The organism is Desulfatiferula olefinivorans, assembly GCF_054657895.1.
In genome coordinates this window covers 58,959-74,049 of record NZ_BAAHXV010000013.1, presented here as the reverse complement: position 1 = coordinate 74,049, position 15,091 = coordinate 58,959, and the positions used below count along the sequence as shown (strand labels likewise).

Sequence of the window (15,091 nt, the reverse complement as noted above, 5' to 3'; positions counted from 1 at the left end):
AGGCAGCGCCCATGACCCGGAAAGGAACAGAAAAGCCCGGTATTCTGATCGTGGACGACAAGCCCATGAATCTGGTTTCCCTGGAAGCCGTCCTTGCCGGTGATCCGGTGGACATCGTCAAGGCCGGATCGGGCAACGAGGCCCTGGGTCTGGTTCTCGAGCGGGAGTTCGCCCTGATTCTGCTGGACGTGCAGATGCCGGACATGGACGGCTTCGAAACCGCCGAGCTGATCCGGTCCAACCCGAAGACCCACCATATCCCCATTATTTTCATTTCGGCCGTCAATCAGGATGAGGCCCACCTGTTCCGGGGATACGAAAGCGGGGCCGTGGATTACCTGTTCAAACCCGTGGACAGTCATATTCTCCGGAGCAAGGTCCGGGTGTTCATCGAGCTTTATGAACAGAAAAAAGAGCGGGAAGCCCTGAGCCGGAACCTGGAAGAGGCCCTGGCCGAGGCCAGGCGCCAGCGCGGCATCATCGCCGAGCAGAACGAGCAGCTCAAGGAGCTGGCCGTCAAGGACGGCCTCACCGGTCTTTACAACCACCGTCACATGGCCGTGGTGGCCGACGCGGAATTCAACCGGGCCATCCGGTACAAGACCCAGCTGTCCTGTTTGATGATGGATATCGATTTTTTCAAGGAAGTGAACGATTCCCTGGGCCACCCTTACGGTGATTTCGTGCTCAAGGCCTTTGCCGACTGCCTGAAGGCCTACATGCGGGAGTCGGATTTTCTGTTCAGGTACGGCGGCGAGGAGTTTCTGGTTCTTCTGCCCCAGACTGACCTGGAAGGGGCCCGCAGCACGGCGGAAAAATTTCGCAGCGGCGTGGAAAACAAGGTCTTTGACGATGGGACCCACGCCAGGAGCATCACGGTGAGTATCGGGGCGGCCTCCCTTCATTTCAATCATCCGGTGTCCGCCGAGGAATTTATCGCCTTTGCCGACAAGGCCCTGTTTATCGCCAAGGCCCAGGGCCGAAACCGGGTGGTGGTGTATCAGGAACACAGTCAGGCCCTCCCGGAGGACGCCGGGGGGACGGGCGCCAGGGTGCACCATCTCAAGGAAAATCTTGAAACCATTCTGAAAAAAACGAAAAACGCCGCCATCGCCTCCCTGGAACTTCTGGTTCGCGACACGGGCGACAGCGTGGCCGAACGGCGCAGCCGGATGCTTCGGGAGTACATCGCCATGATCGGATACCACCTGAATCTGCCGCCGTCGATCATCGAAACCTTCACGCTCACGGCCGTGATACACGACTGTTTTCAGACGCTTCTGGGGCGGACCAACGCGCTTTTCGCCTGGAACTACACGGACAGGCCCATGGATGAGGTCAAAGAGCTGCCTTACATCCTGGCCGACCTGACGGAAAAATTCGATTTTTTTGCCCGGGAGCGGGAACTGCTTCTGACGCACCACGAACACTACGACGGCAACGGCTACCCGGAAGGGCTGAAGGCCGATGAAATCCCCATGGGGGCACGGATTTTCGCCATAGCGGATTTTTTCATCGGCATGGCCTTCCGCGACGGAGGCCTGGAGGACGGGGGGCTTGATGAGGCGCTGGTCCGGCTGGCCGAGGAATCGGGCAGGATGTTTGATCCCGATCTGGTCCGCCAGTTTGTGGCGGCGCTGGAAAAAAACGAGCCCAACCGAGTCTCCCGGGAAACCTACCGGCGCGTCAACGGTCTGCTCGGGACCGGGACTGATTCACGAAAGGACGAAGGATGAACCATCCGGCGGTTCTCAATGCGCTGATACGAAAAATCGGGGACATTCCCACCCTGCCGTCGGTGGTGGTCCGGATTCTGAGACTGACCTCGGACCCCGACAGCGCCGTCGAGGATTTCATGGATCTGATCCGCTGCGATCCGTCGTTGACCACCCTGGTTCTCCGGCTGGCCAATTCGGCCTATTACGGACAGATCCGGGAAATCGGAACCCTTCGGGAGGCCATCGCCCTTCTGGGGCTTAACGAAATACGGAATGCCGTGGTGGGACGGGCGATTTTCGCGAGTTTCAGGCAGATGGACACGGTGGGGGAGGGCCATGTGCGGGGTCTGTGGCGGCACGCCTTCCGGACCGGACTGGCGGCCCGGATCATGGCGAAGGACATCGGCGACGGCGTCGATTATTTCATTCCCGGACTGATTCACGATATCGGAAAGCCGGTGCTCTTGTCCGCCCTGTCCTCGGCCTATGTCGATCTGATCGAGACGCACCGCGGGGCCCCCTGGGAGATCCACGCCCGGGAAAAGAACATTCTGGGCCTGTCCCATGAGGACGTCGGCCGGGCCCTTCTTCGGCGGTGGCTGTTTCCCGACCGTCTGACGTCGGCCGTGGCGCACCACCACCATCCGGATCGGGGGGGCGATCACCCGGGTCCGGTGTTGATTTACCTGGCGGATATGGTAAGCTATCCGCACCACGATACGGATCTGCCGATGGTTCCGCCCCTGGACCCGCAGATTGATGCCCGGGCACGCTCGGCGGGAATCCCATGGAACGAAACGACCGTCGCCGCGTACCGGTCCGCGCTTGAGTCGGAGGCCGACTCGGCGCGGGAGATGTTTGATCTGATCAGCGCCTGACGATCCGGACACCGCAGACCCAGGCGGTCTCACACCACGAAATAACGAGGAACAGACGAGGTTTGACCATGACATCCAACAAAACAGTGCTTGTAATCGATGATGATGAAACGCTCCGGGAACTGATGCGATCCATGCTGGTGCGCATGGGATACACCGTGATTGTGGCGGAAACCGGCCGGCAGGCCCTCGACCTTTCCAAAAACAGCGAGGCTCCCATCGACATCGCCATCATGGACCTGTTCCTGCCGGACATGCGCGGCGATACGATCTGTCCCCAAATCCAGGAAATCCATCCCGGCCTCAAGGTCATCGTGATGAGCGGATACGGCCTCCAGGACACCGCGATTCTCAATACCGCGGTGCACGGATTCATCCAGAAACCCTGCACCTATGACGTGCTGGCCCGGACCCTTGAGGACCTTTCCTGACAGCGGGTCTCAGAGCTGGATGACCTTGGCGGCCACCTGCAGGCTGGTGATGATGTCGAGCATGTTGGTGGTCTCACCCACCTGTTTCTGATCAAGCAGCTTGAAATAATCCAGGCAGGTGCCGCAGACCAGGATGCTGATGCCGTCTTTTTCGAGCTGTTCAAGGACAGGAAGGGTGTCGCTGCCGCCGATGGTGAGTTTGACCCCTTCATTGACGAAGATCAGGCGCCAGAGGCTGTCCCGTATTTCGGGCAGGGTTTTGATGAAGTTGACCATGAGGGCGGCGCCCAGGGTTTTGTCGTCGCCGCCCAGGGTGTTGCGGGTGATCATTACCAGGGTGTTTCTGTCCGCAGGCCGGGGCGCCGGGGCCGCTTCCGCCGGTGCGGTGCCGGTGCCGACCCCGGTGACGGTCAGGCGGGGTGACCGGCCGTCGATGCGGGTCTCAAAGCCCCGGCTTCGAAGAAAGCGGCTGACATTTTCTGCCGCAGCCGGGTTGTCGACCGTCACACAGATCCCGGCCGTGTCCGGATGGGCATCCAGACGGTTCTTGGTGTCGATGACGGGTTGGGGGCAGCTGAGCCCGGTACAATCAAGGCATTCCATGAAAACCTCCTTGGGGTTGACCGATAGGGTCCGCCGGATCGTTGGGGCCGGGAACCGTTAAGCGCGTCAGTGTCTCACAGACAGCCGGCCTTCGTCCAATTTCTTTTATCGATTCTCTCTCGCTTGCATCATCGACGATGTCGATAATGCAAGCGTTTTGACATTCTTTCCCATCGGATGTATAGTTTTCCCCATCGTGAATTTCATGGATCTGAAACGGAAAGGCGCTCATGGTGATATTTCGGATGATCAGTCTCTGGACCCTCGCGGTTCTCGTCTGCGGCCTTGCGGCCTGCTCAGCCAAAGACGCCCCCCGGTTGCCCCGCCATCAGGCGGCGGCCGTCGACGAGCTTGTCACGGGCAACACCTGGTACATGCGCGGCTGCTACGACAAGGCCGCCGAGTCCTTTGAAAAGGCCCTGGAGCGGTTTGCCGCCTGCGACGATCAGGGCGGTGTCGCCAAGACCCTCAACAATCTGGGTGCGTTGTACCGGGCAACACAGGACCCGGCCACGGCCCTCTCCTGTTTCGACGAGGCGGAACGGCTGTTCGCACGCCTGGGGCTCAGGTCCGATCGGATCCAGGCCCTTTCCAATGCCGCGGCGGCGCATATGGATTTGAAGCAGCCCGACCGGGCCGGGGCCTTGCTCGATCAGGCCGAAATCCTGGCCCGGGCGGCGGGACTCGCTCAACCCACCCTGCTCAGCCACCGGGCTCTGTGGCTGATCGATCAGGACCGCATTGCCGAAGCCGACCCCCTGATGGTTCAGGCCCTGGCCCTGTGTTCGCCGGACAGGCCCTTTGAATACGCCGTCATTTCCCATGCCGTGGGGCGGCTGATGGAAACGAAAGGCGATCTGGACCAGGCCATCCGGTATTACCTTCAGGCCCTTGACACAGACAGAAACGCCAATGCCGTCCGGGGCATCGCCGCCGATCTCACGGCCCTGGGCCGGGTCCATCTGGCCATGAATCAGTACGAAACGGCCGCCGATTACCTGTACCGCAGTCTTGCCGTCCAAACCCTTGTGGGTGACGCCGACAATGCCCGGGTGGTGTCCGATCTTCTGAAAACAAGCCTCACCGCCCAGGGTGATGCGGCCCAACCTCGGCCGGTCACCGATCATTTCCTCAAACAATGGGCCGGGGGCGCGGTCATTTCCGGCCCCTGCGACTGAGGGTACCCCGGGGCGGCGTCAGAAATAACTCTGGAGCCCCGGGGTGATGAATTCCGCTGAAACAAAGGGGGCATCCCCATGCCCGGCGGCGTCCTCCGCGGGCGCCTTGCCAAGCACCCGTTGTTCGAAGGCGTCGATCGCAGCACCCTCGAGGGTCAGGCGTTTGCGTACCCGTTTTTCCACGTAGATCTTCATGCCCGACGGCAGCCGGACCTCACTGAAGGGATGGTGGTAGGACAGGGCCGGGCTGAGTACCGCTTCGGCGTAGGTGAGGGTCAGGGTGCACCCGGTTTTGTCCAGAAGGGGCGAAAGCTCGGGATGGACCGTGAGCGCATTCGATCCGGCCTGCCACAGGCCTTTTTCAGGATAACGGGCCTCAAGGGCGCGGGCATTTTGTGCCGTGACCTCCGGCGGCCCGCTCACGGTCATCGTCCGGATCAGCCCGCTTTCGGTGAGGCTTTCAACGGGCTTTATGATCCAACGGGCGCTTCGTTTCCGCGCCGCGGCCTTCTGGAACTGGTTTTTGTAGGTAAACGAACAGTAATTGACCGGCAGGGGCAGGGAGCGTTCCGCGCATTCGTTGAGAATGGACAGGGCGGTCAGTTCCGATTCCAGAACCGTGACCTTTTCCCCATGCAGAAAGGTGTAGTTTCTCCGGCTCAAAAACCGGCTGTTGTGAGGCGTCAGACGCAACTGGTGAAGGTTCAGGTGGTTGACTCCGACCTCGTGAAGCTCGGTCAGGAGGGCCGACAGGCGGTCCCGGTCTTCGGGGATGGCGGGGATTTCCACGGTGACGACGGGAATGTGGCCCACGGCCAGACGCAGCCGGGACAGGTCATAATCCTTGGCGCTGATGTCGAAACGGATTTCGTTGAGCCCGGCGTCTTTGAGCCGACGGACCGTGTTTTCGTCAAGCAGGGTGCCGTTGGTGTACATCCAGATGTGGCGGCTATCGTCGCTGTTGCGGCGGACATGGTCGATGAACCGGACGGTTTTGTCGGCGGTGAGCAGGGGCTCTCCGCCGCTGATGCTCACCCCCTGAAACCCGAAATGATTCACGTACTCCCCATAGTCCTTTTCCCGGGAAAACGGAAGGCGGTTGGTGGTGGGCACGCTGATCTCGTCCTGGCTGGTGGGGCAGTAGAAGCAGCGGCAGTTGCATTTGCCGTTGATGAACAGGCAGGACCAGCCCCCGTTTCCGCAGGCAGTGCATCCCGGTGAGATTGGCCCCCAGGTCGGTTTGGTCTGGCTGAACAGCCAGGAAATCCGGTCCCCGAAGGCGGCCAGAAGTTCTCCCCGCCGCTGTTCCCCATGCCGGGCCCCGTCCTCGGTTACCCAGGTCAGCGCCTCCTTCATATCGGCGTATTCGGAAAGATTGGCGGCGATCAGTTCCTGCCGTAATGCTGTCATCGTCTGCGATGGGTTCATGATCCGGTCTCCTTGGTCGGCCCTGGTTGAGTGAAACGTGTGTCCGGCTGTATCTATGAGCTTTTTTCGATGGGAGTGCAAGAAAATTTGACGGGTCGTCGGAAGAACGGGAGGGTGCCGGGACGGGTCTGGACCCGTCCCGGCAGGGTGATCAGATGTCAAGACCCCAGGTCTGGAGCATTTTCATGCCGCCTTCGATGCTTTGGGACGTGTCGATGCCCATTTCACGGAGGTTCAACTGGGCTTCATAGGAGCGCATGCCGGTGTTGCAGACCAGGACGATGTTCTTGTCTTTCGGGATCTCGTCAATGCGTTCCTTGATCTCGCCCTGGGGAATGTTGTGCCAGCGTCCGGGATATTTGCTGAGGAACGGAGCGGCATCGGCCCGTTCACGGCAGTCCAGCAAATAGACGTCCGTGTTTTCATCGTTTGACCACAGCAGCTCGAAGCTTTCGTGGTCCAGGGGTTTGAGACGCCCTTCGAGGACGTTTTCCGCCACGTTGGCCAGGGCGTTGACAATGTCCATGGCCGAGGAGAAGGGCGGCGAATAGGCGAATTCAAGATTGCTGATATCGGCCAGCACGGGCCTGTATTTGAGCATGGCCGCCACGGCGTTGATGCGGCCCACCATGGCGTCGCCGCTGGTACCGAACCCCTGGATGCCCAGGATCCGCCGGGTGTCCGGTTCGAACACCAGTTCAAGAAACATGAATTCCTTGTGGGGATAGAAGTGGGCCCGGTCCAACGCACCCATGCGGACGCTCATTGCGTTTAGTCCGGCCTGTTTTGCCGCATCCAGGGTCAGGCCGGTTCCGGCAAGGGAGGTGTCGAAGAGCTTGACCACATAGGAGCCGATGGCCCCTTCGATCTGGGCGTGGCCCCCGGCCAGGTTGGTGCCGATGATCCGGCCGTGACGGTTGGCGATGGAGCCCATGGGATAGAACCCCGGACGGCCGCTGACCAGATTGATCACCTCGGCGCAGTCGCCCCCCGCATAAATGTCCGGGTCGGAGGTCTGAAGCCGCTCGTTGACTTTGACGGCGCCGGTGTTGCCGATTGCAAGACCCGCTTTGACGGCCAGTTCCGAACAGGGCTGGATGCCCACGGCCATGATCACGATGTCGGCGTCAAGGGTCCGTTTGTCGGTGACCACCCGTTCCACCCGGCCTTCACCTTCAAACCGCAGCACCCGCTCTTCGAGGAAAATGGACACCCCGTGATCCTTAAGGGCCTTCATGGCCATTTTGGCCATGGGCCGGCTGACGTTGCCGGGCATGATCCTGTCGGCCATTTCAATGACCGAGGTCTCGATGCCCCACATGTCCGACAGGGCTTCGGCCATTTCAAGTCCGATGAAGCCCGCCCCGACAATCACGGCCGATTCAACCCGGCCTTCGGCAATCAGGGCCTTGATGTTGATGGCGTCCTGCAGGTTTCCCACGGGATAGATCCGCTTGAGATTCTGGCCGGGGATGTTCAGGTCCCGGGGCCGACTGCCCGTTCCGATCACCAGCTGGTCGTAGGGCAGGGTCAGGTCTTTCCCCGCGGTGGTCCGGGCGATGACCTGTTTGTTTTTACGGTCGATGCTCAGCACTTCGGTGCCGTTCATGACTGTGAGCCCCTTGATTTTTCGGAAGAATTCGGAGTCGCGGACCATATGGAAGGCCGTGCTCTGAAGGGCATCGGCCTCGGCCACGTCGCCGGAAATATAATAGGGGATCCCGCATCCGCCGTAGGAAATCTTTTCGTCCTTGTCCAGAACGATCACTTCGGTGTCCGGGGACAGTCTCTTTAGACGGCAGGCCGCTTTGGTGCCCAGGGCCACCGCGCCGATTACGATCACTTGTTTGGCCATATCAAACCTCGACTCATCGTTATAAGGTGTCGGAGAAGCAACGCTTCAAGCAAACCAATTCCCTACCGCAATCCGGAAAAGGCGTCAACGTTTAATCCGGCACAGGCGCATGTGCCGCGGACACACAGCGGACAAGAAGAAGACGGACCATGCGATTGCCCCGGCCATGCAGCACGCGACGGTTGTCAAACGGGGATAAATATACTATACGCTTAATCTGTCGAGGGGACCGGATTCATTTATCATCAGGCAAAGGAAAAGCACCGTATGCGTTCCGCAGAAGACAACGTTGACGTCATTCATTACAACGGCAAGACCATCGTGCTTGTCGGTACGGCCCATGTATCCAGAGACAGCGTGGACCTGGTCGAGCGGGTGATCCGTGAGCACCGGCCAGACACGGTCTGTGTGGAACTCTGTGAATCCCGGTACCATGCGGTAATGCAGAAGGACAGGTGGGAAGACATGGACATCGTGAAGGTGGTTCGGGAGAAAAAATCCTTCCTGCTTCTGTCCAATCTGCTTCTGGCCTCGTTTCAGAAAAAAATTGCCGATAAATTCGGTGTCCGCCCCGGAGAAGAAATGGTCCGGGCGGCGACTGTCGCCGGACAGATCGGCGCGGAAGTGCACCTGGCCGACCGGGAGATCAACGTCACGCTTTCCCGGACCTGGCGATCCATGGGCCTGCTCAGTAAGGTCAAGCTGCTGTTCCAGATGCTGTTTTCCTTGGGTAACACCGACGAGATCGAGGAAGAGGATATCGAACGTCTGAAAACCGACGATGTGCTTCAGACGGTCCTGGCCGATGTGGAAAAGTCCCATCCCATCATCCGCAAGATTCTCATCGACGAGCGGGACCAGTACCTCTGCCACAAGATCCGCACCGCCCCCGGCGATACCGTCGTGGCCGTGGTCGGGGCCGGTCATGCCCCCGGCATTCTGCGATATCTGAACGAGCCCATCGACATCGAGGCCCTGGACAGCCTGCCGCCCAAGGGGCGGTTCGGTCCGGTTCTCGCCTGGCTGATTCCCCTTCTCATCTGCGCCCTGATCGTCGGCGGTTTTTTTTTCAAAGGCGCTGATGCGGGGACGGAAATGGTGGGCTGGTGGGTGGCGGCCAACGGTATTCTGGCGGGCCTGGGGGCCGTGATCGCCCTGGCCCATCCCTTGACCATTCTATCGGCCGTGATCGCCGCCCCCATCACCTCGCTCAATCCCATGGTGGCCGCAGGGTGGGTGTCCGGCCTGACCGAAGCCTATGTCCGTCGGCCCAAGGTCCGCGATCTCGAACAGTTGTCCGACGACATCCTCAGCGTCAGGGGCTTCTGGAGAAACAAGGTAACCCGGATTCTTCTGGTGGTGGTGTTTACCAACCTGGGCAGTACCTTCGGCACCTTTGTGGCGTTGCCGCTGATGTACAAGGTGATTCACTGATCGACGGGTGGACAGGGCCCCGCCGATCCTTTCATTTAGGACTATCGCCTGCGCATTCAAAAGGAGAGCGTGATGACTGCTTCGTTACATATCCTCGTGTGTCCCGCCTGCCTCGCCGTCAACCGAATCCCCGCCGACAAACTGTCGGATCGTCCGGTCTGCGGCAAATGCAAAAAGAGTCTGTTTACGGGGCGTCCCCTCGAACTGACCGGCCTTGGGTTTCGCAAGCACCTTGACAAGACCACGATTCCCGTTCTCGTCGATTTCTGGGCCCCCTGGTGCGGTCCCTGCAAGATGATGACGCCGGTCTTTCAGGAGGCCGCGTCCCGGCTCGAACCCCGGATCCGTCTGCTCAAACTCAACACCGAAACAGACCAGGCCACGGCAGCCCAGTTTCGCATCCAGAGCATCCCCACCCTCTGCCTGTTCCAAAACGGTCGGGAAAAAGACCGCCAGTCCGGAGCCGTCGACCTCAAGCGCCTTTTGGCCTGGGTGAGTCGCCACATCGGAGCATGAAAAAAACAGGCCCCCCGAACGATTGATGAACTCGTAAAACGTCATCACATGACGGCAAAGAAAAACGTTCGAGCTTACGGCGTCGCGAATCCGGAAGGAATGAGGCGTATTTCGGGTGCGCCGCAGTGACGAGGGATGACGCGCAACGCAGACACGAAGTGACGCTTTAACGCTAAATCGGACGTTTTACGAAGCCGTCGAACGGTTGAACGCCAATCGACTACCAGCTCCTGCCTCCCCCGCCTCCGGAACCCCCGCCTGAAAAACCGCCGGAGGAGGAGCTTCCGCTGCTGCCGCTTGACGATGAAGACGCGGGTGCCTCGTTCATGCTGCTGGTGAGCGCCGCGATGTCATTGTTCAAACGTTTTTCAAAGTCCCGAATATCGAAGCGGTCACGGCGCGATGCCCCATACCAGGTCGGGGGCGGAACCGCCATACCCTCGAAGTGGGCGGACCATTTAGAACTTGACCGAAGCACGATGGCATAGGGAAGGATATGGTAGTAATACTGAGGGTCGGCCTCAAACATCAGTTCAAGCTTGGCCTTTTCCGCTTTTTCGATGAATTCCCGGAAACCGAGAACCCGTGACAGGATGCTGTCGCCGTAAGGTGTTCGTTTGGGCATCAGATGTATGAAAAAGCTGCTTAAAACCGTAGCACAAAGGGCTGCAAGATACTGGGGGACAGGCACTGAGGCGAAATAAACTGCGGCAAAACCAAGTGCTGCGGCACAAATTGAACCGAAAGCAAACGCGATGAGTAATTCTTTTTTCTTGGCCGCCCCTTTCAGGCTCAGGTGCTTACCCAGGGTGGCGAAGGGCCCTATAACGACGATCACGGCAAAGAAAGCCATAAACGCACTGAGCCAAAGGTTGAAATCAAATGCCTTGAAAAGATCGATTGCGATAAGAAACAGGGGGACAAAGGCGAAGATGCCTGCAACAAAGCCGGAAGAAAACGACAGACCCCCTAATTTTACCGTTTGGCTTTTCGGATCATACAACGCCCTTTCCGGATGATTCGAAAAAGACGTCATCACCGCGTTCTGCGTTTCGGCGATGGTGCTGTAAAACCTGAGGCTCAGGTCACGGGTTGTCACTTTGCCGTCCGTACCGAGTTCAAACATCTTCCGGAACATCTTCTTTTCATAGGATCTCGCGCCGGCATCCAGATCCCTGACCTTGGTCAGAACCAGGTATCCCCCTTTCCTCTGGGTTGATGCCGGAATCTCCTCGATGGTCAGGCAGCCCTTCTGGGCCCAGTGAATCACAAGGGCCGTGATGTCCTCCGTATCGACAAGGCCATCGACAATGTAACCGATCTCGGCAGGGTTCAGCCCGTCGGGCGGCCGGAACTCCACGACGGGGATGACGGGCTTGTCCCGTCCCTTGGTGAACCACAACAGCCAGGCAAAGAAGATCATCAGGCCGTAAAGGGGGTAGCTGAGCAGAAGATCCTTCAGGGGCGGCCAGTGTCGCTTGGCACCAACCCAGTACCCCTCGGGAAGGGGCAGGGCCACCGTGAGGCCTTCATGGTTGCCTAACGGTCGGGTGATGCTTCCCCGGATGGTCGTTCCGTGAACGGTCCAGTCAACACCGGTGTTGTCTGTGGAACCATAGGGGCCGGAGGTCACATTCACATCCTCGGCGCGAAAGGGTTTGGGCAGCCGGATGTCGAAGCTCGCCGCAGCAATGGTCGTATCCCATTCAAGTCCGATCAGGTTATGATTGAATTCATCCATATCCGACAGGCTGTCCGCCCCCACATCGTAGGCGTAGCGGATGACATAACGCTGCCTGCCGTGAACGAGGATATCGGGATGTCCGATGCGGATCAGCAGGGTCCGGGGTTCATGCATGATCTTGTACTGGTGTCCCGGGACGGACACGGAATGGATGTTGACCGGCTTTTTGTCAAACAGGAGCGGGAGCTCCCGAATGATCCCCCGGCGTTCTTCCGTGAACGTGAGATCGATGGTTTCGGTGATGTGGTAGACGTTGTTTTCCATCACCTCCATGTCGATGTGGTAGGTGTCGATGTCAAAGGCCTCCATGGCGGAGGACGAACAAACGAGGGCCAGGCAAAAAACCGTGACAAGGCTGATCCGCTTCATCGCAGATCCCCGAAGGACACGTGAACTGGGCTTTTTTCCGAAGAATCGATTTCGAAATATTCTTTTTTTTCAAGGTTCATCATGGCCGCAATGAAGGACTGGGGAAAGAGTTCCCGTTTGGTATTCAAGGCCTTGACCACGGCATTGTAGTATTTGCGAGCCTGAAGGATATCCGTTTCAATGCTTTGCAGCTGGTTCTGAAGGTTGACAAACCCCTCATTGGCTTTGAGATCCGGGTAAGCCTCGCTCAATGCAAATAGACGTTTGAGCCCGGACGCAAGGACGTTTTCATTTTTCTGGAGATCGTCAATGGACCCGGATGCCATGGCCCTGTTCCTGGCCTCGATCACCCGTTCAAGGGTTTCCTTCTCATGGGAGGCATAGCCCTTGACGATGGATACGAGATTGGGAACAAGGTCATACCGTTTTTTGAGATAGGCGTCCATGGTGGCGAAGGCTTCTTCACACTGGTTCCTTAGTCTGATGAAACCGTTGTAGATCACGATAACGAAAATCAGTGCCGTAAAAATTACGGCAAGGAGTGCGAAAATCAAGATGAAAGTCATACGCTTGTCCTCGGGGGGGTCGGATGCAAAGACATCCTGGTTATGGGTTGACGGGCACGTTTCGGTGCGCATGCGCCCGGACTGGGATGAGCCTCTCCTGTCATGTAGCAGAGCGATGGGGTCCTGCGCTGGTCAGGTGGCCGGAAGAGAAAGAAATCGGTCGCTGTCGGCCCAGGTGGCGATAACCGTTGACGCGGTTTTTCCAGCCGGGCAGCCAGCGGTGTTCCCGGCGCTCGAGGGGGGCGTTTTGGACCCGTCGGACAAGCACCGCTTCCGCAGCCCGTGAAAATTCGTGGAGGGCCGTCTCACCGCGGTCCGTGCCGTTCATTTCCTCGAGCACCTGAAGCAGTCCCCATCCCTGGTTGTTGTAACGCTCGGTCCGGCGGGTCCCTTCGCCTTTGAAATTCACGTAATCAATGAGGGCGTAGAGCTTGACGGATGAATCGGCGACACGCATAAACTGATGCCGCACATGATTTTTTTTCTGGGGAGACACCGAGGCCATGATTTTGGGAAAGGCGTCCTTGAGCCGGTTGACGATAAAAAGGCTCTGTTCGGGCATGGTCCGGATCAGAAAACGCTTGAGGGTTTGCATGCGGGCGCTGTCCCGATCCGCGTAGAAATCCTGCCGGTTCGTCCAGGGGCAGCCGGGATCATCGGCCGTTTCGATCCAGGCCGGGGGCCGGATCCCGCGTTTTCGGGCGAAATCCAGAAAGGCGGGAAAGCTTTCCTCGAAGGGGCCGGATTGCCCGCACGGATACCAGATGAAGTGTCCGATGCCCAGGGAGGCAAAGGATTCACCGGCGTTCCAGGTCAGCAGCTTGTCAGGGTCTTTGCCGCATTCCTTCTGATACATGGTCTGGCCGATCCAGGCCAGGTCCTTCTGGTTGATGCGCAGGGTATGGGTTGGATGACTAAAGGAGACGTGGGGCTGAAACAGCAGGACCGATGCAATCACGTTCAAAATGAGAAAATTCCGAAAAACGGCGGTGGACGATGGTGTGCGGATCAGACCCATAACTCCCGATCAAAAAAAGGTTGGCGTGAGATGATACGACCGTCTGTCGTGTGCTTTGAAACACATTATCGAGTGTATGGGAAATTGTCCACCCCCAAATAAGCTATTATCAAAAAAAAGGACCCGCCCCCTTTCGGGGACGGGTCCTTCGACCATAGAGCGTAAAGGCGATGCGATCGTCTAAGCTCGAACTTCTTCTTTGATGGACACGGCAATTTTGTAGAGCACCGTGATGACCACGAAGCCGACGCACCAGATGCCGAAGGTGATCATCAGTTCGGACGGGGTCGGGACGTACTGGTTGTAATGGTGAAGGGTCGAGGGGACGAACCCGCCGGCCATCATGCCCATGCCTTTGTCGATCCAGGTGCCGACGAAGACCATGATGCAGAGAATGGGCATGTATTTTTCGTTGTTGCGGATCTTGGGCTGAATCAGGAAAAAGATCGCCGTCAGCATCAGGATCATCGAGGTCCACATCCAGGGCGCGATCACGTTGTGACCGTGGCCGTCAAACCCGAACAGGTACTTGATGTGCGCCATATGTTCGGGAATCTGGCTGTAGAAGGCCGTGAACAGCTCGCAGGCAAAGAAAAACACGTTGGCGATCAGGGCGTAGGTGATGATTTTCATCAGCGTTTTCATGGCTTTCTCGCCCGGATCGAAGTTGGTGTTCCGACGGACGATGAAGCAGAGGAGCATCAGAAAGGCAGGACCTGCCGCGAAGGCCGAGGCAAGAAACCGCGGGGCCAGAACGGCGGTAAGCCAGAAGCCCCGTCCCGGAAGACCGCTGTACAAAAAGGCGGTCACGGTATGGATGCCGAAGGCCCAGGGAATGGACAAATAAATCAACGGCTTGACCCAACCGGGTGCCGCCACGCCGTTGCGCTCGGCTTCCAGCAGTTTCCAGCCGACAACGAGGTTGATCAGCAGGTAGCCGTTGAGTACCACGGCATCCCAGAACAGCATGGAATAGGGCGTGGGGTTCAAAATCACGTTCATGGCCCGCATGGGCTGGCCCAGGTCGGCGATGATGAACAGCAGACACATGGTCACCGCGCCGATGGCCAGGAATTCACCGAGGATGGTGATCCGGCCGAAGGCCTTGTAGTCATGCAGGTAGTAAGGCAGCACCAGCATCACGCCCCCGGCGGCAACCCCGACGAGAAAGGTGAACTGTGCGATGTAGAAGCCCCAGGTGAAATCCCGGTGCATGCCGGTGATTCCCAGACCGAAGGACCACTGCTTCATATAGACAAGAAAAGCCAGGCCAATGATCGCGCCAAGACCCGCCAGCCACAGCCAGTAACTTTTACTTCCGTTTAACGCTTTGTCCAGCATCGTTACCTCCTG

13 protein-coding genes are annotated in these 15,091 nt (G+C 58.6%); 6 read left to right on the top strand and 7 right to left on the bottom strand.

The features are described from left to right. Nucleotides 1-11 precede the first annotated feature (11 nt). From ACYQ11_RS11270 to ACYQ11_RS11260, 3 genes are all read left to right on the top strand, one after another. The gene (locus ACYQ11_RS11270) at nt 12-1,736 is read left to right on the top strand and encodes an HD domain-containing protein (protein WP_459923887.1); all 1,725 of its coding nucleotides are present in this window, start codon (nt 12-14) and stop codon (nt 1,734-1,736) included. After that, nucleotides 1,733-2,596: an HDOD domain-containing protein gene (locus ACYQ11_RS11265; protein WP_459923886.1), complete on the top strand. Its 864-nt coding sequence runs from the start codon at nt 1,733-1,735 to the stop codon at nt 2,594-2,596. Before ACYQ11_RS11270 ends, ACYQ11_RS11265 begins: the two co-directional genes overlap by 4 nt. Before the next feature lie 68 nt (nt 2,597-2,664). Next, on the top strand, nt 2,665-3,027 hold the full coding sequence (locus ACYQ11_RS11260; RefSeq protein ID WP_459923885.1) for a response regulator: 363 nt from the start codon (nt 2,665-2,667) through the stop codon (nt 3,025-3,027). 9 nt (nt 3,028-3,036) lie between these two features. Here the strand turns inward: ACYQ11_RS11260 and yedF are convergent, their stop codons facing one another. After that, the gene (gene yedF, locus ACYQ11_RS11255) at nt 3,037-3,630 is read right to left on the bottom strand and encodes a sulfurtransferase-like selenium metabolism protein YedF (protein WP_459923884.1); all 594 of its coding nucleotides are present in this window, start codon (nt 3,628-3,630) and stop codon (nt 3,037-3,039) included. A gap of 230 nt (nt 3,631-3,860) precedes the next feature. Between yedF and ACYQ11_RS11250 the strand changes: the two genes are divergently transcribed. Next, complete coding sequence (locus tag ACYQ11_RS11250) at nt 3,861-4,808, top strand: tetratricopeptide repeat protein (protein WP_459923883.1); 948 nt, start codon at nt 3,861-3,863, stop codon at nt 4,806-4,808. An 18-nt stretch (nt 4,809-4,826) separates the two neighbouring features. Here the strand turns inward: ACYQ11_RS11250 and ACYQ11_RS11245 are convergent, their stop codons facing one another. Continuing rightward, entirely contained in the window at nt 4,827-6,236 is a 1,410-nt protein-coding gene (locus ACYQ11_RS11245; protein WP_459923882.1) for a radical SAM protein, read from the bottom strand. A gap of 151 nt (nt 6,237-6,387) precedes the next feature. Further along, nucleotides 6,388-8,091 carry an FAD-dependent oxidoreductase gene (locus ACYQ11_RS11240; RefSeq protein WP_459923881.1) on the bottom strand — a complete coding sequence of 568 codons (1,704 nt, stop codon included), beginning with the start codon at nt 8,089-8,091 and terminating at the stop codon, nt 6,388-6,390. 267 nt (nt 8,092-8,358) lie between these two features. Between ACYQ11_RS11240 and ACYQ11_RS11235 the strand changes: the two genes are divergently transcribed. Both ACYQ11_RS11235 and trxC read left to right on the top strand, forming a co-directional pair. Then, complete coding sequence (locus tag ACYQ11_RS11235; RefSeq protein ID WP_459923880.1) at nt 8,359-9,525, top strand: TraB/GumN family protein; 1,167 nt, start codon at nt 8,359-8,361, stop codon at nt 9,523-9,525. Between the two features lie 72 nt (nt 9,526-9,597). Beyond that, a complete protein-coding gene (gene trxC / locus ACYQ11_RS11230; protein WP_459923879.1) occupies nt 9,598-10,041 on the top strand; it encodes a thioredoxin TrxC in 444 nt (147 codons plus the stop codon). 220 nt (nt 10,042-10,261) lie between these two features. On the opposite strand, the gene ACYQ11_RS11225 is transcribed toward trxC, so the two are convergent. From ACYQ11_RS11225 to dsrP, 4 genes are all read right to left on the bottom strand, one after another. Continuing rightward, nucleotides 10,262-12,154 (bottom strand): DUF2207 domain-containing protein, encoded by a 1,893-nt coding sequence (locus ACYQ11_RS11225; protein ID WP_459923878.1) that lies wholly within the window; start codon nt 12,152-12,154, stop codon nt 10,262-10,264. Beyond that, the gene (locus ACYQ11_RS11220; protein WP_459923877.1) at nt 12,151-12,720 is read right to left on the bottom strand and encodes a LemA family protein; all 570 of its coding nucleotides are present in this window, start codon (nt 12,718-12,720) and stop codon (nt 12,151-12,153) included. Before ACYQ11_RS11220 ends, ACYQ11_RS11225 begins: the two co-directional genes overlap by 4 nt. A gap of 100 nt (nt 12,721-12,820) precedes the next feature. Further along, entirely contained in the window at nt 12,821-13,684 is an 864-nt protein-coding gene (locus ACYQ11_RS11215; protein WP_459923876.1) for a hypothetical protein, read from the bottom strand. Between the two features lie 234 nt (nt 13,685-13,918). Beyond that, nucleotides 13,919-15,079 carry a sulfate reduction electron transfer complex DsrMKJOP subunit DsrP gene (dsrP, locus tag ACYQ11_RS11210; RefSeq protein ID WP_459923875.1) on the bottom strand — a complete coding sequence of 387 codons (1,161 nt, stop codon included), beginning with the start codon at nt 15,077-15,079 and terminating at the stop codon, nt 13,919-13,921. Nucleotides 15,080-15,091 lie beyond the last annotated feature (12 nt).

Bases quoted from the DNA above. Each gene is read 5' to 3' on its own strand.
- ACYQ11_RS11270 (WP_459923887.1), top strand. From the start codon at position 12: ATGACCCGGAAAGGAACAGAAAAGCCCGGTATTCTGATCGTGGACGAC.
- ACYQ11_RS11265 (WP_459923886.1), top strand. From the start codon at position 1,733: ATGAACCATCCGGCGGTTCTCAATGCGCTGATACGAAAAATCGGGGAC.
- ACYQ11_RS11260 (WP_459923885.1), top strand. From the start codon at position 2,665: ATGACATCCAACAAAACAGTGCTTGTAATCGATGATGATGAAACGCTC.
- yedF (WP_459923884.1), bottom strand. From the start codon at position 3,630: ATGGAATGCCTTGATTGTACCGGGCTCAGCTGCCCCCAACCCGTCATC.
- ACYQ11_RS11250 (WP_459923883.1), top strand. From the start codon at position 3,861: ATGGTGATATTTCGGATGATCAGTCTCTGGACCCTCGCGGTTCTCGTC.
- ACYQ11_RS11245 (WP_459923882.1), bottom strand. From the start codon at position 6,236: ATGAACCCATCGCAGACGATGACAGCATTACGGCAGGAACTGATCGCC.
- ACYQ11_RS11240 (WP_459923881.1), bottom strand. From the start codon at position 8,091: ATGGCCAAACAAGTGATCGTAATCGGCGCGGTGGCCCTGGGCACCAAA.
- ACYQ11_RS11235 (WP_459923880.1), top strand. From the start codon at position 8,359: ATGCGTTCCGCAGAAGACAACGTTGACGTCATTCATTACAACGGCAAG.
- trxC (WP_459923879.1), top strand. From the start codon at position 9,598: ATGACTGCTTCGTTACATATCCTCGTGTGTCCCGCCTGCCTCGCCGTC.
- ACYQ11_RS11225 (WP_459923878.1), bottom strand. From the start codon at position 12,154: ATGAAGCGGATCAGCCTTGTCACGGTTTTTTGCCTGGCCCTCGTTTGT.
- ACYQ11_RS11220 (WP_459923877.1), bottom strand. From the start codon at position 12,720: ATGACTTTCATCTTGATTTTCGCACTCCTTGCCGTAATTTTTACGGCA.
- dsrP (WP_459923875.1), bottom strand. From the start codon at position 15,079: ATGCTGGACAAAGCGTTAAACGGAAGTAAAAGTTACTGGCTGTGGCTG.